The 19,071-nt window shown below is 36.1% G+C and carries 13 protein-coding genes; all 13 read left to right on the forward strand.

The window, feature by feature from the left end; all coding sequences use genetic code 11:
• The first annotated feature begins 43 nt into the window (after window positions 1-43).
• The 13 genes from IGJ32_RS03775 to IGJ32_RS03835 all read left to right on the forward strand — a co-directional run bounded on the left by IGJ32_RS03775 (window position 44) and on the right by IGJ32_RS03835 (window position 19,033).
• Entirely contained in the window at window positions 44-2,095 is a 2,052-nt protein-coding gene (locus tag IGJ32_RS03775) for a DUF7657 domain-containing protein (RefSeq protein ID WP_342081558.1), read from the forward strand.
• A gap of 222 nt (window positions 2,096-2,317) precedes the next feature.
• Window positions 2,318-3,571 carry an EpaQ family protein gene (locus tag IGJ32_RS03780; RefSeq protein WP_088775038.1) on the forward strand — a complete coding sequence of 418 codons (1,254 nt, stop codon included), beginning with the start codon at window positions 2,318-2,320 and terminating at the stop codon, window positions 3,569-3,571.
• Between the two features lie 213 nt (window positions 3,572-3,784).
• Entirely contained in the window at window positions 3,785-4,591 is an 807-nt protein-coding gene (locus tag IGJ32_RS03785) for an ABC transporter permease (protein ID WP_010719739.1), read from the forward strand.
• Window positions 4,592-4,602: 11 nt separating this feature from the next.
• A complete protein-coding gene (locus IGJ32_RS03790; RefSeq protein ID WP_010719738.1) occupies window positions 4,603-5,823 on the forward strand; it encodes an ABC transporter ATP-binding protein in 1,221 nt (406 codons plus the stop codon).
• Window positions 5,813-7,399 (forward strand): class I SAM-dependent methyltransferase, encoded by a 1,587-nt coding sequence (locus tag IGJ32_RS03795; RefSeq protein WP_178306104.1) that lies wholly within the window; start codon window positions 5,813-5,815, stop codon window positions 7,397-7,399. Before IGJ32_RS03790 ends, IGJ32_RS03795 begins: the two co-directional genes overlap by 11 nt.
• A gap of 37 nt (window positions 7,400-7,436) precedes the next feature.
• Window positions 7,437-9,575 carry a glycosyltransferase family 2 protein gene (locus IGJ32_RS03800; RefSeq protein WP_205216617.1) on the forward strand — a complete coding sequence of 713 codons (2,139 nt, stop codon included), beginning with the start codon at window positions 7,437-7,439 and terminating at the stop codon, window positions 9,573-9,575.
• Window positions 9,576-9,781: 206 nt separating this feature from the next.
• Window positions 9,782-11,173, forward strand: a complete 1,392-nt coding sequence (locus IGJ32_RS03805) for a sugar transferase (RefSeq protein WP_010738174.1) — start codon at window positions 9,782-9,784, stop codon at window positions 11,171-11,173.
• A gap of 17 nt (window positions 11,174-11,190) precedes the next feature.
• Window positions 11,191-12,231 carry a glycosyltransferase family 2 protein gene (locus IGJ32_RS03810; protein ID WP_010738173.1) on the forward strand — a complete coding sequence of 347 codons (1,041 nt, stop codon included), beginning with the start codon at window positions 11,191-11,193 and terminating at the stop codon, window positions 12,229-12,231.
• Window positions 12,232-12,483: 252 nt separating this feature from the next.
• Entirely contained in the window at window positions 12,484-13,329 is an 846-nt protein-coding gene (locus tag IGJ32_RS03815; RefSeq protein WP_010719733.1) for a LicD family protein, read from the forward strand.
• Between the two features lie 12 nt (window positions 13,330-13,341).
• Window positions 13,342-16,059 (forward strand): DUF5776 domain-containing protein, encoded by a 2,718-nt coding sequence (locus tag IGJ32_RS03820; RefSeq protein ID WP_342081557.1) that lies wholly within the window; start codon window positions 13,342-13,344, stop codon window positions 16,057-16,059.
• 234 nt (window positions 16,060-16,293) lie between these two features.
• Entirely contained in the window at window positions 16,294-16,995 is a 702-nt protein-coding gene (locus IGJ32_RS03825) for an IspD/TarI family cytidylyltransferase (RefSeq protein ID WP_010719731.1), read from the forward strand.
• Window positions 16,996-17,004: 9 nt separating this feature from the next.
• Window positions 17,005-18,066 (forward strand): NAD-dependent epimerase/dehydratase family protein, encoded by a 1,062-nt coding sequence (locus IGJ32_RS03830; protein WP_010719730.1) that lies wholly within the window; start codon window positions 17,005-17,007, stop codon window positions 18,064-18,066.
• A complete protein-coding gene (locus tag IGJ32_RS03835; protein ID WP_010719729.1) occupies window positions 18,059-19,033 on the forward strand; it encodes a glycosyltransferase family 2 protein in 975 nt (324 codons plus the stop codon). Before IGJ32_RS03830 ends, IGJ32_RS03835 begins: the two co-directional genes overlap by 8 nt.
• Window positions 19,034-19,071 lie beyond the last annotated feature (38 nt).

Consider the following 19,071-nt stretch of genomic DNA (forward strand, 5'->3'; position numbering starts at 1 on the left):
GTTTTTCCGTAAAAAAAGAACAAACTAGAAATTGGAGAATCGCATGGAAAAACAAACAAGACGCGCGCAACGAACAGCCGTGAAGCCTGAGCGCACAGATCATTCTGTTCTTGATGTCTTTCTAAAACTTCGTTACCTCATCGGATTGCTAGTCATTGTAGTTATTGTGACGTTTAATTTGAATGGTAGTTCATTGGGTGTATGGGATAAATATGTATCGCAACGAGATGACGGAAAGAAAACTGATGTCATCTTCGGGCAAAATAGGGAAGTTCGTTCAGATGAATGGCTCGTGCAAACACCTTTTTATCTTTCACAAGCTGAAAATGACTATCCTTTAGTAAATCCCGATTATTCCTTAAATGGACAAAATATGATCATTGCTTATAATTCTCCTGTTAAAGATATCACAGTTATTGGTAAACCATTCAATTGGGGATTCTTTTTCTTGGGAAGAGATCGTGGGCTTTCGTTTTATTGGGCAATGAAATTAGTGGTCATGGTTTTATTGGGGTATGAAGTTTTAATGATTTTGACAAAAAGAAAAAAAGCTTTATCACTCGTAGGCGCCTTTGCCTTAACTTTCTCACCAGCAGTCCAGTGGTGGTTCATGCAACACGTGGGAGATTTGATTTTCTTCACATTAGGACTAATGGTTGCTTTTTATCATTATTTTTACCAACATCAAAAAAAATGGGTACGAGCAATGATGATGAGTTTGATCGTCATATTTGGTCTAGGCTTTATCCTGGTGATTTATCCAGCCCATCAAGTTATGCTTGCTTATTTACTTGTCTTTTATTTTGTTGGGTTATTGCTCTATTATGGGAAGCGAATCACTTGGGATTGGTTTGATGCAGTACTGATCATTGGGGCAATATTATTTATAGGTGGCGTACTGATCCACTTTTGGTTAACCTCTAAAGATGCGTTACTGGCTTCTTTAAATACCTTATATCCAGGAAAACGAGTAAGTACAGGAGGAAAATGGCATTTAGGAGAGTTCTTTTATTTTCTGACAAACTGGAAAATTTCGTTTAAAGATATCAATTTTTCTAATAATTCTGAAGTTGCTCTGTTTTATCATTTCTTCCCGACCGTCTTTTTAGCAAGCCCATTTGTTTTATTCGGTAAAAAAAATAGTGAACAAAAACTGTTTGGACGGATTTTAATGCTCTTTTGTCTGTTTTCAATTTATTGGATTACTTTAGGATTACCAAAATGGCTCACTGAACTCACTTTATTATCTTACGTGCCACCTTTTAGAGCAATCTTAACCTTTAGTTTTGCAGCTTGCCTCTTAACCATATGGTTTATTGCCTATATTTGGCAAGAAGATGTGATCCCAACATGGTATAAATTTTTCCTATTGTTGGCGAACGCGGGAATCTTTACGTATGCTTTGGTCAATTCCAAAATGACAAAATACTTTACCGAATTTGAGATCACCATGATCGTGATTGTTGGTACGTTAATCCTGGCATTTATTCTGTTTCGACGTTGTCGATTGTTCTATCTTTCGTTTATCGCTTTGATTGTAGCTTCAGGTTTCTTTGTGAACCCAGTTGTAGAAGGAACTGGTGCGATCTTTGAAAAGACTCTGGCAAAAGAGATAAAAGCAATTGATCAGGCAGATCCACAACAAGTATGGTTAACAGAAGATGAGCTGTATAACTTTACACCAACATTAGGCGTAAAAGCTTTTAATTCGGTACGCTTTTATCCAGACATGAAGGCATGGGCTAAAATTGATCCAGATAAAAAATATGAAAAATATTATAATCGATATGCCCACACACGTGCCTTTATTGCTAAAGAAAAAACTTCATTTGTTTTAGATCGTCCAGATATGTTTTCTGTGACCCTCAACTTTAAAGATGCTGAAAAGCTTGGAATCAAATACGTGGTCAGCAAACGCCCGTTAACTGATTATAATCAATTGTACCAAGCACAATTCACTCAACTATACGGTCCTGATAAAGATGGTTATATGATTTTTGAAGTAACCTATCCTGAAAACGATCCATCTACAGCCAATAATGCTGTGAATAATACGGATAACCAAGTAGATGAATGGTCGTATACAGGCGGTTGAGAAAGTAATTATTAGGTATTGAGTAATTGATATGGGAGTGTAAGGAAGTAAATTTCTTTACTGCTTCTTCTGAAATTGCTCAGTACCTATTTTTAGGTTCCATGTTTTTTCTTTTAAAAAGACTGGATGAAGCACTAAAAGTGAGTTTTTTATCAATTAATCTAAAAATAGCATTGCCGTTTGTTTTTAAAAAACAGTATAATAAAACAGTATGAAAGGAGGATGGAGATTATTCAGACGGTTATTGGAAAATTAATAAATAAAATGAGTGTTGGATTACTGATTCTATTTCTTTCTGCTATTTATTTTGTATGGACAGCAGGCCTAGGCAATGCTCAAGCGCTTTTTTTATATGACAACAGTGCGCAATTTGTTACGTTTGGCATTGTCATTTTATTTATTTTAAACGTATATAAAGGACGAAGATCTGACTTTATTTTTTTAGCAGCGGCAATGCTTATTTATTTTTTGTTTGATCATTTCCGTGAAGTAAGAGCAAGTTCTATGAATGTAGATCTTTTGATCCCGCTAATCATAGTCTTTTGTTTGACGGTTAAATGGATTCAGTTTGATAAGTTAGATCGTTCGATTTTTATTTTAGTATGTTATGTCTTTCTTGGCATTACGTTATACCGCATTTTTACTGAAATAAAAATTCCTGATGGTGAAAGTATTTGGTTGCCTGATAATAAAGTTTCCGATATTTGGATCAACACGAATACGATTGGTAGTACTTTAATGACCCTCTCCTTACTGATCAGTGGGTTTGCCAGTTCATTTGAGCGCTGGTATGTTCGGGTATTCGTTGGATTTCCGAGTGTGATTGCTGGGATTATTGGTATCTGGGTCTGTCAATCAAAAGGTGCTTTAGTTGCGATGATCGTATTTGTTTTACTGGATATTTGGCCAAAACAATTGTTCAAAATAATACGAGCGCCATTTTTAGCCTACATGATTGTCACGATTTTTGCGTTGCCAGTTTCTTACTTAGCAGCTCATTCCGAGCATCTAAATCTCTTTACTGGTCGTGAAGAAATTTGGTTGAAATTCTATGAGACTATTTCAGAAAAAAGCGAACAAGTCTGGGTTGGAATGAAACCGTTCATTTTTCAACGTGGAAATCAATTTTTAGGAAATCACAATAGTTATAATTCATTTTTAAATCTATATGGATTGCTGGGTGTCATCATCGCAGGAGTACTAGTCTTAATCTATGTAGGTCGATTGACCTTAAAAGCAGATTTATCGAATGGACAAGTAACCTTTTTATGGGCATTCTTTGCAGTGATGATCCAATCCTTTATGGAAGATACTTTAACTTCTTTTCCGTGGGTACCTATCATCTATCTGTTATTGGGAATGGCAAGTCACCGATATGATGATTTAAAAAACGTTGCAAACAAGCGGAAAATAGCGAATCAACAAACGAGGGAAACGACAGACGGCTCTCTATCAAGAGTGGCACGCCGACATTAAATATTTAGATAAGAGCTAGTTGAAACAAGTTATTCTTGGGTCAGCTAGCTTTTTGCTTCATTGCAATTAAATTATTTCTTATGTAAAATAAAAATGTTAGCGTAAAGTTGCTTAATAGAAAATTAAGAAACTAAGAATATCACAGTCCGTGAGTAAAAGTGTGGTAAAATGGCACATGACTGTAATTAACAGAATTTGCTTGGAGGAACACAAATGTTTAAAGATCTGTTTTTATTTATGAAGGATATCTACCAGAATAGAAAGCTCTTGCTTCAGTTTTCAGTGAATGACTTTAAGTCTCGCTATGCGGGCTCTTTTTTGGGAATTTTATGGGCATTCATTAATCCTGTCTTTACCGTATTGATTTATTGGTTGGTCTTTGGTTTTGGATTAAAGGCAGCGATGACAGATGGAAAATATCCTTTTATTGTTTATTTGATTACGGGAATGATCCCATGGTTCTTTTTTTCTGACGCGTTTACATCAACGACGTTAGTTTTCAGAGAATACACTTATTTAGTAAAAAAAGTTGTATTTAATATCCGCATTTTACCAACTACGAAAATTTTATCGAATCTATATGCACATCTTTTCTTTATTTTCGTTGGTTTAGTGGTGGTTATTGGACATGGAATCTATCCAACTTGGATGACGCTCCAACTGATTTATTATTTATTCTGTATGTGTGCTTTTTTAACCGGCTTAACATGGTTGACAGCATCGATTCAACCATTTCTACCAGACATCATGCAATTGATCACGATTGTCCTACAGTTGGTTATGTGGACATTGCCAATCCTTTGGAGTCCAAGTCAGTTCAATCCAGTGATCGTTCAAATCTTAAAACTAAACCCACTTTATTATGTCGTGCAAGGATATCGTGAGTCTTTCTTAGGACAAGCTTGGTTCTGGGAACACGGAATGTATACTCTCTATTTCTGGGTATTTACGCTAGCTATCTTCGTTATTGGATCTGCTGTGTTCCGTAGATTGAAACCACATTTTTCAGATGTGCTGTAAGGAGTATGAATATGACTGAATATGCGATTAAATTAAAAAACATTACAAAATCTTATAATATGTACGCAAAACCATCTGACCGTTTTCGTGAAGCATTGAATCCCTTTAAAAAATCTTACCATGACGTTTTTTATGCGTTGAAAAATATCAATGTGGAAATTAAAAAAGGGGAAATGATCGGCTTTGTCGGAGAAAATGGTTCAGGAAAATCTACCATGCTCAAAATCATTACTGGCGTTTTGACGCCCACATCTGGAACAATGGAGATTGAAGGAAAAATATCTGCACTATTAGAACTAGGTTCTGGGTTCAACCCCGAATATTCTGGCTATGACAATATTTATTTGAATGGCATGGTGTTAGGTTTTTCTCGTGAAGAAATCGATGGAATGGTCGGAGACATCATTGAATTTGCTGATATCGGCGAACATATTTACCAACCAGTAAAAACATATTCCAGTGGGATGTTTGTTCGTTTAGCCTTTGCGGTAGCTATTAATGTCAATCCAGATATCTTGATTGTCGATGAGGCTTTAGCTGTAGGGGACCTTGAGTTCCAGTTGAAATGTATGGAGAAATTTACTGAAATCAAGAACTCAGGTAAAACGATCTTATTCGTCTCCCATGACATCAGTTCGATCCGCCGTTTTTGTGATCGATCCTATTGGCTAAAAAATGGTGAAGTAGTTGAATATGGGGATACCATGGATGTCACAACAAACTATGAAAACTTTTTAAAGAAAAAATCAGTCAAAACAGTTGATCGAAATAAAAATCAAATGGAACGTTTTGCAGCGCCTGACATCGTTGATGTACTGAGTGCGGAATTATTGGATAAAGAAAAAAATCCTGTTGACGTGCTTGATCAAGGCGAAACACTGTATGTCAAAGTAACCTATGAAGTAAAAGATGATTCGATCAAGAATCCTGTTTTAGGGATTGCCTTACGGACCGTCGATAATTTTTACGTTTGTGGTTTAAATACACTGTTGGACGGCATCAAAATCCCTTGGAAAAAAGGCAAAAATGTTTTCTATTTAGAATATGAAAAACTAGGCCTGCTAGCTGGTGAATATTATTTTGATGTGGCAATTTTTGAAGAAAATGCCACCGTACCTTTAGTTTACAAAACAAAATATATGAACTTATTTGTTAATGGTTCATATATTGGGGAAGGAATCGTGGTCTTAGACCATAAATGGGAAGAAGGTTATCTAGCCGATGAAGTATGATTTTGAAATGGACTTAGATGAACAAAGTAGTGTAGGGAAAATTGCTGCCCAAATTAAACCAGGCAGCAAAGTCTTGGAATTTGGACCGGGAAACGGCCGATTGACCAAACATTTAATCGGAGCCAAAAATTGTCAAGTAAGTATCGTCGAATTAGATAAAGAATTATTCGATTTTGTCAGTGAATTTTCACAAGATGGTTTTTATGGAGATATTGAAAGTTTTGAGTGGGCAAACTATTATGCAGGGCAAACCTTTGATTATATCCTTTTTGCCGATGTTTTAGAACATTTAGTGAACCCAGCTGAAACATTAAAAAAAGTGAGAGAATTTCTCAATGAAGATGGAGAAATTTTAATCACATTTCCGAATTTAGTCCATAATTCTGTGCTGATCCATTTATTCAACAATGAGTTACCATGGGCTTCTTATGGCTTATTAGATGAAACACATAATTCTTTTTACACACACGAAGGTTTTAAAAAAGTGTTTGAAAAAGCTGGTTTATCTATTAATATTGAGGATTACCTTTACTTAGCTGTCGGAGACACAGAATTAAATTCAACTTATGAAGAATTACCCGAAGCAGTTCGCTATGAGTTCAAAATGCGACCTTTCGGAGAAGTTTATCAATACTTCTTTTCTTTGAAAAAACACACTGAGAATAGTCACATCTCACAACCACAAAATTCGAATTATGTTCGAATGGTGGAAGTGATCCAAAAGACTGCAAACAAAGAAGTCTCCCAAAAATATCCTTTCAACAATTATACGGGAGAAAACCAAACATTGACTTTTCCAATTGCCGGGAATGTCGAATCGGTCATTTTTAAATTTGCTGATCAACCAAGTTTTATCGAATTTAGCGGGGAGTTGGCGGGGAACAAAATTGATTTCATCCAATCTAATGCAGTAATCAAAACACAAAATGATTGCTATTTATTTGATGGTGAAGTAACGCCACAATTTACTCTATTTGATGTCGCAGGTCAAGAATTGACGATCCATTGTCATTATCGGTTTATCGGGGAATTGACACAAACCATGAAAGAACTACTTGAGGCAGTCAAACCTTTAGCGCAGATCGAGCAACGTCTAATGGCACAAATCACTTCGCTGAAAAAAGAAAATGAACAAGTGCGATTGACAAATGAAAAATTAGATAACGAATTACAGATGACGACTGACCGTTATTGTAAACTGATAACTGAGGAAGAATTCGCGATTAAACCAAGAAACCGCAAGCTTCGATCGAAAGAAACAGCAAAGAAAATTCAAGCAAAGGCGATTTCTCTATGCGTGGATAGCAAGCATTGGGATCCAGAAACGAAAATTTTGACAATCAATGGTTGGGGAATTTCTAACGCACAACGTCAGCCGTTATCCTATAAGTTATCTGTGAACCAAGCACCATTTTTTCAAGCCTTGCAGTTTGAACGGCCAGAAGTAAATGAGGCGGAACAATTGCCAGCGGGAACAAAAGCTGGTTTTGAATTGCAAATAAGATGTGAACGAGAAAAATCTTTTTTAATTGAAGCTGTTGCTGAAAATGGCGAATCCTGGTTTATCGAGATATAAGAACGAACTTATTTTTAATAAAGGAGAACAAAAGCTCGTGCAAAAAAAAGAGATTGCTGTATTTATAGACCGAATTACTCGTGAAAGAGCAACTGGGGATTTATTGATTGTTGGCTGGGCGGTCGATGAGGTGACGAAAGAAATTCCGATCATTAAAGTCGATAAGGACAAAGTATCTGCCGAAGTCACCAATGTTGTTCGTTTGGATATCAATCATTTATACAATCTGGATGTGAAAACACCAAGTGGTTTCAACATCCGATTATCTGGAAGAATGAAAGGTAAAGCGATTTTAGATTTCCAAACAAAATCCCATCAAAATGGGATTGCGGTGAAATTGAATGGTCGTTATCCATATGACGATGGCCTTGAAACAAACTGGGAAAAGAAAAAAAGATTGCTTCAAAAAGGATTCAATTATGCACGGACACACGGAGTGAAAAAAGCGATCCGACGTGTCAAATTTGAAATGAAACCCGCTTCTGTTGATTACACCGAATGGATCAAACGTCATGAACAGTTTGATCTCCAAAAGCAACGTCAAGATGCTAAAGGATTTGAATATCGTCCCTTAATCTCAGTACTTATGCCAGTCTACAATGTCGAAATCAAATGGCTGGAAAAATGTATTGATTCTGTTTTAAAACAAACGTATGATCACTGGGAACTATGTATCAGTGATGATGCATCAACTGATCCTAAAATCAGAAAATGTTTAGAAAAGTATCAAGCTAAAGATCAACGAATCAAAGTCGTTTTTAGAGAAAAAAATGGGCATATCAGTCTAGCGACCAACTCTGCTTTGGAAATGGCAACAGGAGAGTTCATAGCGTTGTTAGATAATGATGATGAACTACCGCCTTATGCGTTGTTTGAAGTCGCAAGCGTCTTGAATCAGCGTCCTGAACTTGATGTCATTTATAGCGATGAAGATAAGATCGATGCAGAAGGTCAGCGTTTTGATCCTCATTTTAAAGCGGATTGGTCACCAGATACTTTAATGGGCAATAATTATATTTCACATTTAGGGGTTTATCGTACCAGCTTAGTTAAAGGAATCGGTGGATTTAGAAAAGGATATGAAGGTTCTCAAGATTATGACTTGGTACTACGAATAACTGAGCAGATCCCAGCTGATCACATTTATCACATTGATAAAGTACTGTATCACTGGCGCACGATTCCGGGATCTACTGCCAGCAATGGTGAAGCGAAGAGCTATATTTATGATTCTGGAGTCAAGGCATTGACTGATGCACTCGATCGTAGAGGAATTAAAGGAAAAGTTCGTCCTGGACGAATCTCTGGCTTCTACGAGGTCAATTATGAAGTGCTGCAAGAAGACTTAGTTAGTGTCATTATTCCCACTAAAAACGGATATGATGACTTAAAATTATGTATCGACTCAATTATTGACAAAACAACCTATTCCAACTATGAGATCATTGTTGCTGATAACGGTAGTACCGATCCTAAGATGCAGGAACTATTTAAGGAATACCAGCAACGACTAAACGAACGTTTTATAGTGGAATTGATCGATATACCTTTCAATTATTCTAGGATCAACAATCTAGCGGCAGAAAAAGCAAGTGGCAAATATTTATTGTTCTTAAACAATGATACGGAAGTTATTGAGCCTGAGTGGATGACCAATATGGTTGCCTATGCGCAATTTGATCGAATTGGCTGTGTCGGTGCCAAACTTTACTACCCAGATGATACGACACAACATGCTGGTGTGTTAGTTGGTATTGGTGGCGTTGCTGGTCATGCGTTGAACAACTATGACCAAACACACTGTGGTTACTTTGGTCGGTTAGTCATCGATGTCAATTACTTAGCGGTAACAGCTGCCTGTATGATGGTCAAAGCCAGTGATTTTCATGCGGTCCATGGCTTTGATGAAACATTAGCAGTCGCTTTCAATGATGTGGATTTATGCCTGAAAATTTATGAGCTAGGTCGATATAACGTTTATGCCCATCAAGTTGAACTTTATCATTTTGAATCAAAATCAAGAGGCTATGAAGATACGCCTGAGAAGCAAAAACGTTTTGCAGGTGAGATAAAGAAAATGCAAGTGAAATGGCCAGGATATATCAACCATGATCCTTTTTATAACGATAATCTGACAAAAGAAGGAATTGGAGATTTTTCATTAAGACCAGATTAATTAAGAAATGAAAATAGAAACTATCATGCAATCAGTTAAGAAAGCATGGTAGTTTTTTTTTCGTAAAATGAGATATTAAAAGCAAGCGTTATAATTGTAGAGCAGTAGTTTTTTGTAATTCTGTTACAATTTGTTTATTCACTAGGCTTTTAAACCCTGCTATGGTAAGATAATAGGTGCATTATTTTGTGATTAGGAGTGTATATATGAATAAAAATGGGGAATGGAGTGCTGCAAGACGAATATTCATTATTTTAATGGATGTTTTGATGTACAATGTAGCCATATATAGCAGTTTCTTACTGAAATTTCATGGGGAAATACCCATGCGGAATTTTGAAACTTTTCAACATTCAGCAATCTTTATTTCTGTTATATTTATTGCCTTGAATATCTTATTGGGCGTATATGTTTTTTATAATCGAACGGTCAGCGATATCGTGTTTGTCACGGTTATTGGTCAAGTCTTAATGACATTGGGGATCATGGTCGTCACCTTTGCTGGACGCTGGTTTGCTTTCCCACGAGGCGTAATTTTACTGTCATTTGTGCTAGCGACCATTTTATTGAGTCTTTACAGAATATTAATTTATAAGTTGTACTTGAAAGTCAGTCGTGATAAGAAAGTCGTGATCGTTGGATCAGAAAAAGATGTGGCACCGGCCATACAAAATTTCAGTTCTAAAAAAAATAATAAGCATAAAGTAGAAGCGGTTGTCATCGATCACTACTATGAAAATGTGAAAAAAATGATTGATCAAATGGATATCGTCTATCTGGCTTCACATATTGAAGAAGCAGAAAAAGTAAAAATCTATCAACTAGTGACAAAAAATGAGAAGAAATTATTTCTCAATACGACATTTGAAAACTTAACGATGATCAATCCAAACATCATGAACTTTGAAGATGAAAGTATTATTGAAGCTTCAGGATTCAGAATTCCACCAGAATATGAATTATTCAAGCGGTTGTTTGATATTATCGTTTCGTTGATTTTACTGATCATAGCCTCACCTTTCATGTTATTAACTGCTATTTTAGTAAAAGTTACTTCACCGGGTCCGGTTATTTATAAACAAATTCGGATCACTAAAAATCAAAAAGAATTTTCAATCTATAAATTTCGCTCGATGACTGCGACTGCAGAAGCCAAATCAGGACCTGTTTTGGCTAAGAGCAACGATGCTCGTGTCACTCCAGTGGGTAAATTTATCCGAGCAGTTCGTTTTGATGAATTACCACAAATCTTTAATGTATTAAAGGGAGACATGTCGATCGTTGGTCCTCGACCAGAACGTCCTTTCTTTGTTGATCAATTCAATGCGGAAAATCCTTATTACTATTTGAGACACAATGTACGTGCTGGGATAACGGGTTATGCGCAAGTTTATGGGAAATACGTATCAGATTACAACAGTAAATTACGGTTTGATTTACTTTACATCAAGAAATATTCTTTATTGCTCGATTTAAAAATATTATTACAAACCATTAAAATTCTTTTTGATAAGATGTCTTCTCAAGGCTTGGAAGAAGATGAGAATGTTCATTCATTGGCAGAGATTGCTTTTCCAAAAGAGAAAATCTTTCGCTAGTTGAGAGGTAGTGAAAAATGAGTAACCCAAAATTTAGTATCGTCATACCCATTTATAATGCTGAAAGCACGATTGCTCGTACGATCGCATCTTTAAAAGAATTTGATTTTACTGATTATGAAGTTTTGTTAATCAATGATGGTTCGACAGATCAAACGGAAGCAATCATTACGAGACTTATTGAGAACGACCCTAAATTTCGACTGATCACAACGGCTAATCAAGGGCCTGGTTTAGCTAGAAATGAAGGGATTATGCAAGCCCAAGGAACTTACATCTTATTTTTTGATGCGGATGATACGCCGAAAAAAGAAGTTTTATCTGATTATGACAAGCTTTTAGCTAAACATCCAGACACCGATTTGATCGTTAGTTCGTTTATCTTTCGAACGATGGACGGAGAACAGATTATTTCAGAAAAAGAAAATTTAGTGACGGAGCATCATTATCAAAGTCATGATAGTTTTATAAAAGACATGTATCGATTAATGAACGATCAGTTGATGTATGTAGTTTGGAATAAATGTTATCGAAGGGATATTTTAAAACAGAATCAGCTTCTTTTTAAAGGATACAATAGCTGTGAAGACCGTATTTTTAATTTGCATTATTATAAATATTGTCAAAATGTCCTGATGAACCCGAAAATTTCTTATATCTATGAATTTGAAGGTGGCAAAGGAATCACGAATCAGTACCGTCCCAATAAATTTAGTACCTTCAAAGAGTTCTACCAATTAGCAAATGAAGTGACGAATGAAGTCGATAAGCCAGGAATGGCAGCTCTCCATTTAAAAGGAACGACGTCGGTCATCTTTTCTATCTATGGCACTTCGACACGGACAGCAAAAGAAAAAAAAGCTGAAGCAAAGCAAATATTAACGGATCCAACTATTGTTGAGGCGAAAAAAATTGCTTGCACCGACTCTACAGTAAAAAAAGTAACGAAGCAATTGTATAACCTGCCTTGTTCATTCTTTTTAACTGCTGTACGCATCGGAAGTTTTGTTGAAATAAAGATGCCAGGATTGATGGCAACACTAAAACGAGTGTATTAAATAAGCGACCGGAATAGCAGGGTGATATCATTTGCTTTTCAATCGAAATAAAAAAGCAGTGACAGCTGTCATGGCTTTATTCTCACATTTATAAAAGTGTTAGGATAAAAGTTTCTTCTAACACACTATTTATTCGAGTTTGGGTCTTTAGGTTTTCCTTTTGACCCACACTCTTTTTTTGCAAATTTAGACAGATTCTATTTCGGATAAAAAAATAGTTATGATAAAATAAAAATAGAGGGAGCTGTAAGTATGTATAGTAATGATCCTGAATTAAGAAATGTCCAGCAGGTAGTGTTAGAAATCGCTCAATATTTTGTCGATTTTTGTAATAAACACGACCTACTTTGTTATTTTTGTGGCGGTGGCTGTATTGGCTCTATCCGTCATCAAGGTTTTATTCCTTGGGATGATGACTTGGATTTTTTTATGCCTAGACAAGATTATGAAAAAATAAAAGAACTATGGCCAAAATATGCTGATGTTGAACGCTATCCGCTATTGGTTGCTTCTGAGAATTACAATGATCATAATTCATTTATGACCATTCGAGATGCAAATACCACATTTGTCAAAACGTATCAAGAAGGAATGGCTATTCCTCATGGTATACCGATTGATATTTTTCCTTTGGACGGTGCGCCTGAAAAAAGTGCGCAACGAAAAATCCAAAAAATGTGGGCGCTCGTTTATGCATTGTTTTGTTCTCAGGTTGTGCCCGAAAAACATGGGGGAATGATGGCAACAGGTAGCAAGGTGCTTTTAAGTACGTTCTCTTCGCCCAAAATCCGCTATAAGATTTGGCGTTTTGCAGAAAAACAAATGAGTAAGTACTCATTCGGATCGACACCTTATGTCACAGAATTATGTGTCGGACCTAAATATATGGGAAATATTTACCATTTGGAAGATTTTAAATCAGCGATTGTTGTTCCCTTTGAAGAGACAAAAATGCCAATTCCTGTTGGGTATGACCGCTATTTGAAACAGGTCTTTGGTGACTACATGCAATTGCCCCCTGAAGAAGAACAACAGCCTCATCATGAAGCTGTTCTTGTTGATACTAAAAAAGCTTACAAAGTAAACGATACAGTATGAAGGAGAAAAGAGATGAAACGGATTTTTTCTGGTGTACTTTTATGTACATTATTATTAAATAGCTCTATTTCCAATACTTATGCAATTGAAAATATAGCTAAAACTTCTCAATCTAGTCAAGAACAGAAGGCTATGAATAAAGTGGGAACTGAAGAAAAGCAAATGAACGACTCGTCTGATTCAGCAACACTTACCACAACTAACGATACAAAACAATCGGATAGTTCGACAACTACGGAAACATCTACGGCTGAGACTTCTTCGACAGAATCCAGTATGACCAGCAGCTCGACAATCCCCACTCAAGAAAGTACCAGCACTTCGGGTTCCGAGACCGCCAATTCTACGAGTGATTCTACCCAGGACCAGACAGATGCCAATCAAGTTGATCCAAGAGAAGATGCTGAACTCGGGAAAAGAGGGACAAATCATAAAAAAGGTACTTATGCCATGCAACCGTCTGGAAATCAGTATGGGATTATGTCGAGAATGATGTATCCTGATAATGTATATGCAGATAATCCCAATTTACCAAGAAAAGACTTCATTGATGTCGCTAGTTGGAATGGGACAATCTCTGTTGCTGAGTATCAAAAAATTAAAAGTTACGGGGTAACGGGAGTAACCGTCAAGCTCACCGAAGGAACATCATATACTAACCCGTATGCGCAAAGCCAAATCAACAATGCTAAAGCTGCGGGGCTTAGTGTGTCTGCTTATCATTACAGCGTGTATACATCTGTTCAAACAGCTCAGGCAGAGGCAAAATATTTTGCACAAGCAGCGTCAAAATTAGGTTTGCCCAAAAATACGATCATGTTTGATGATGCAGAAGATCCCAACTTGATTTCCGAAGGACGTGATACACAAAAAAATGCTTTGGCTTTCAATCAACAACTAAAAAATCTTGGGTATTCTAATGCTGCACTATATCTTAGTAGAGGTTGGCTAGATAGTGGGTACATCAATCCTGCTCCCTTTAATAAAGAACGTATATGGGTCGCACAATATCCTTATACACCAACACAATCGATGCAGTGGAACAATGATTATGGTGCTTGGCAGTGGTCGTCTCAAATGTTTTTCCCAGGTTTGGCAAATTATCAATCTCGTCCTTTTGACATGTCGATGATTTACAGTTCTTTTTTTGGAACACCAAATACAGGAACCGGACCTGACCTAAATAAATATTATACGACAAATCCTGGAAGAGTCATCGTCAAGAAGGATGATTGTTTTTACAATGATGTGAATTTTACCAGTCCTGGAATGACTGTTAAAGAAAATACTTTAGTTACTGTGAAAAGTATTCAAACAACCGCTAGTGGGATTCCACGCTTATTTACAGATCACGGTTATTTAACAGCAAATAAATCATATGTTGTAGCGGCTCAAAGCAATATTGATTCTTATTTTACAACGAATCCTAAAAAAGTCCGTTTGAAGACCGATGATTATTTTTATGCAGATACAGCTTTTACCCAGCGTTTGAATAAAGTCACGAAAGGTACAGTGGTGGAAGTAGAAAGCTTAGCTTACACGGACTCTGGTATTTTCCGATTAAAAACAAAAAATGGCTATTTGACTGCGAATAAAAATTTGGTCGAACAGTATCGTGATATCTCTGATATGTACTATATGACAAATCCAGGACAAGTCATTGCTCAGACAAATGATCGTTTTTACCAAGATGTCGAGTTTACAAAACCAGGAGAATCAGTCTCAGCTGGTACGGTCATCAAAGTAACGGGAATTGAAAAAACAAAGAGTGGAATACCTCGATTAAAAACAAATAAAGGCTTTTATACAGCAAATAGAGATTACGTGATCGCAACTGTAGCATCAATTGATAATTACTATACGAAAAACCCTGTTCGAATCGTCATGAAAGCCAATGATACTTACTATCGAGACACAGACTTTCTCCATAAAGGAAAAGCAGTGACGAAAGGGTCGCTTGTATCTGTTACAGGTGTCGTATACCGTGAAGGTCAAGTACCGCGATTGCTTACGCCCGATGGCTATTTGACGGCTAATAAAGAGTATGTGCAAGAAGTGCCAGATAATATCTCAAACTATTATTATAGTAATCCAGGATATGTGGTCATGAAGACAAATGATACGTATTATCATGATGTCAATTTCAGTCAAAAAGGGGAGGCAGTCTCTAAAAATGAATTGATTGAAGTGCAAAATGTGGTATTTACAAGTGGTGGAATCCCACGGTTAAAAACGGCAAAAGGCTATTTGACAGCAAATAGAGGTTATGTAACACAATTAGTGAGTGACAGTGATAATTACTTTATCGAAAATCCAAGAAAAATTGTTATGTTGAGGGATGATCGCTATTATTCTGACATAGACTTTAAACAACCAAGTACCGCAATTGCGAAAGGTACGGTGATCGATGTCTTAGGTATCGAGTATACAGCTGGTGGAATCCCACGATTAAAAACCAATAAGGGATATGTTACAGCTAATAAAGGGTATGTTACAGCTGCTGCGAATGCAAATGATAATTATTTTGTGACGAATCCTAAAAGAGTTCAACTGTTGATGAATGATTACTACTATAAAGATCTCAGTTTTACGCAAAAAGGAGCAGCAATTAGCAAAGGAACGATCGTAGAGATCCAATCAATCGAATATACCCCATCAGGACCTCCACGATTAAAAACAGCTGATGGTTATGTGACTGCAAATAAAAAGTATGTTCAAAAAGTAAACTAAAAATAAATAAATCAACACATCAATCGAATGTTCTATCATTCTTTTGATGTGTTGTTTTTTTGTATAATACTTATATTTCACCGAGGCTCAGTGGAAAACATTGAAAGTTATTGGCAGTTGTGAGAAAATGTAAAAGGTTAAATATGGTTTTTATTGAACGGATAGTGAAATAATAGGTAAGTTTTCAATACCTATTTAGTATAAATACACATAAAAGAAAGGAATTTATCTCATATGATTACAGCTATAATTATTGCCGGTGGCGTTGGCAAACGAATGGGGCAGGATATACCAAAACAATTTATTAATATCGAGGGGAAGCCCATCATTATTTATACATTGGAGTCATTCCAACACCATCCACAGATTGATCGAATTCTTGTTGTATGTAAATCAGGTTGGGAAGAAACCATGTGGGCTTATATCAAAGAGTTCAATATCAGTAAAGTCCAATGGGTGATTACTGGCGGATCTAAAGGACAAGAATCAATCAATAACGGTGTACAATTTTTAAAAGATTATTCAGAGGATGATGACACAATTATCATTCATGACGGGATCCGTCCATTGGTGGATGAACTCGTCCTATCAGATGTGATTGTGAAATGTAAGGAATATGGAAATGGTGTGACTTCATTACCGTATAATGAACAGATTTTTATTAAGAAAACCGAAGAAACGACACAACAATATGTGGATCGTAATACGTTACGACGTGTTTCAACTCCACAAGCATACCAATATGGTAAATTACTTTCTGCTTATAATCGGGCGGTCAAAGAAAATATTGGAATGACAGACTCATCTTATACCAATACGATGATGGTGGACTTAGGTGAAACCTTGTATTTTGCGGCTGGTTCTGATAAAAATATCAAATTGACCACAACCGATGATTTAGAGCTTTTCAAAGCATATTTAAAAATGAAAGATTAGGTGAAGAGGATGTCTTTAATAAATAATCCACTATATAAAGATGATTTGCTGAAGGTAGTCGAACATACTCCTGATTTAAAAAGTTTGGATGGTCAATCTTTACTCATGATTGGTGCCTCAGGTATGATTGGTTCTTTTTTAGTCGATACGTTAATGTTAGCAAACCAGTATTTAGGGGTTAATATTAAAGTATATGCAATGGGAAGAAATCGTCAAAGATTGGAAGAACGATTCTCTCCGTATATCTCTGATCAAAATTTTGAGATCATCGAAGGAGACGTGACAGATCCGTTGCCTTTTTCTATTAAGGCTGACTATATCATCCACGGTGCAAGCAATACCCATCCAAAAGCTTATGCAACCGATCCAATTGGCACGATTATGACGAATCTTGCAGGTACAGAACAAGTATTGAAACATGCTGTAGCAACAGAACCGAAAAGAGTGCTTTTCCTTTCAACTGTAGAGATCTATGGCGAAAATCGTGGAGACGTTGAAAAGTTTTCGGAAGATTATTGTGGTTATATTGATTGCAATACTTTACGTGCCGGCTATCCGGAAGGTAAGAGAGTCAGTGAGTCCCTTTGTCAGGCATATATTGCGAAGCATCAATTAGATATTGTGATTCCAAGATTATGCCGTACATTTGGCCCAACGATGTTGTTATCTGACTCTAAGGCTTCTTCTCAATTTATCTTGAATGCAGTGCATGAAGAAGATATTGTATTAAAGAGTGAAGGAAACCAGTATTTTTCCTATATTTATGTAGGTGATGCTGTTTCAGCGATGCTTCATCTCCTTATTCACGGTCAGATTGGAGAAGCTTATAATATCTCTAATGACAGTTTTGATTTGCATCTAAAAGAGCTTGCTCAAAAACTTGCTGAAATTAGTGGGAAGCAAGTCATTTTTGAATTACCTGATGCAATTGAACAACAAGGCTTTTCTAAAGCAAATACGGCTATTTTAAATAATGAAAAAATTAAAGATACTGGCTGGTTCCCGATCTTTAGTCTAGAAGAATCACTGAAGCATACAGTACAGTTAGTTAAGGATGAAATACATGTGTGAAATTAGTATCATCGTACCTGTTTATAAAGTTGAAAAATATTTAAAAAAATGTGTAGATTCCATTCTCGCTCAGACTTTTTCCGATTTTGAACTGATTTTAGTGGATGACGGTTCACCTGATAATAGTGGACGTATTTGTGATGACTATGCAAAGAAGGATGCTCGTGTACGGGTCGTCCACAAACAAAATGGTGGATTGAGTAGTGCAAGAAACGCGGGAATCGAAGTAGCCAAAGGAAAATATTTGGGCTTTGTTGACAGTGACGACTATATCGCAGAAGATATGTATGAACTTTTATATAAAGCAATCATCAAAGAAGAGGCAGACTTATCGATCTGTGGTATTTATGATGTTTACGAGGGAAAAGATCCGATAATCAAACCCACAATCAAAAAAACAGTAACCGCTGAAGAAGCGTTATTATTAATTTTACAAGGAAATATCATCTCTGTTCATGCAGTGAACAAACTCTATAAGCGAGAACTGTTTTCAACTATCCGCTATCCAGAGGGAAAATATCATGAAGATTCTTTTATTATTGTAGATTTATTGAATCAATGCCACAAAGTAGCCATTGACTCTGAACAAAAGTACTATTATTATCATCGTCTTGGAAGTATCAATACAGAAAGTTTTTCAGAAAAACAATTTGAATTTATTGAAGCTTGGGAAAACAATGAAATAAAGCTCAAAGACCGAAGTCAAGAAATCAAAAAAGCAGCACATCAACGTGTTTGTTTTGCTAACTTTTTAGTTCTCGATAAGATTATAGTAGCAAACGTAACGGATCGTCCGGAAACAAAAGAAATCGTAAGTTATTTAAGACATAACTTTCGATTCATTATGGAGAATGAGATTTTTACCAAGAGTCGTAAGTTTTCTACATTACTCTTAATGATTAGCTTACATTTATATAAGTTTCCAGTAGAATTTAGAAGGAAACATATAACTAAAACTAAAGATTAACCGTTACGGTGATTGATCTTTTATACTAATGGAGGATA

The sequence above is a fragment of the Enterococcus sp. DIV1639a genome, from assembly GCF_050530445.1.
Classification (GTDB): domain Bacteria; phylum Bacillota; class Bacilli; order Lactobacillales; family Enterococcaceae; genus Enterococcus_B; species Enterococcus_B hirae.

Excerpts from the sequence above, each read along its gene's own strand:
- IGJ32_RS03835 (WP_010719729.1), top strand. The coding sequence starts at position 18,059 with ATGTGTGAAATTAGTATCATCGTACCTGTTTATAAAGTTGAAAAATAT.
- IGJ32_RS03780 (WP_088775038.1), top strand. The coding sequence starts at position 2,318 with ATGGAGATTATTCAGACGGTTATTGGAAAATTAATAAATAAAATGAGT.
- IGJ32_RS03805 (WP_010738174.1), top strand. The coding sequence starts at position 9,782 with ATGAATAAAAATGGGGAATGGAGTGCTGCAAGACGAATATTCATTATT.
- IGJ32_RS03810 (WP_010738173.1), top strand. The coding sequence starts at position 11,191 with ATGAGTAACCCAAAATTTAGTATCGTCATACCCATTTATAATGCTGAA.
- IGJ32_RS03775 (WP_342081558.1), top strand. The coding sequence starts at position 44 with ATGGAAAAACAAACAAGACGCGCGCAACGAACAGCCGTGAAGCCTGAG.
- IGJ32_RS03785 (WP_010719739.1), top strand. The coding sequence starts at position 3,785 with ATGTTTAAAGATCTGTTTTTATTTATGAAGGATATCTACCAGAATAGA.
- IGJ32_RS03830 (WP_010719730.1), top strand. The coding sequence starts at position 17,005 with ATGTCTTTAATAAATAATCCACTATATAAAGATGATTTGCTGAAGGTA.
- IGJ32_RS03815 (WP_010719733.1), top strand. The coding sequence starts at position 12,484 with ATGTATAGTAATGATCCTGAATTAAGAAATGTCCAGCAGGTAGTGTTA.
- IGJ32_RS03795 (WP_178306104.1), top strand. The coding sequence starts at position 5,813 with ATGAAGTATGATTTTGAAATGGACTTAGATGAACAAAGTAGTGTAGGG.
- IGJ32_RS03820 (WP_342081557.1), top strand. The coding sequence starts at position 13,342 with ATGAAACGGATTTTTTCTGGTGTACTTTTATGTACATTATTATTAAAT.
- IGJ32_RS03825 (WP_010719731.1), top strand. The coding sequence starts at position 16,294 with ATGATTACAGCTATAATTATTGCCGGTGGCGTTGGCAAACGAATGGGG.
- IGJ32_RS03790 (WP_010719738.1), top strand. The coding sequence starts at position 4,603 with ATGACTGAATATGCGATTAAATTAAAAAACATTACAAAATCTTATAAT.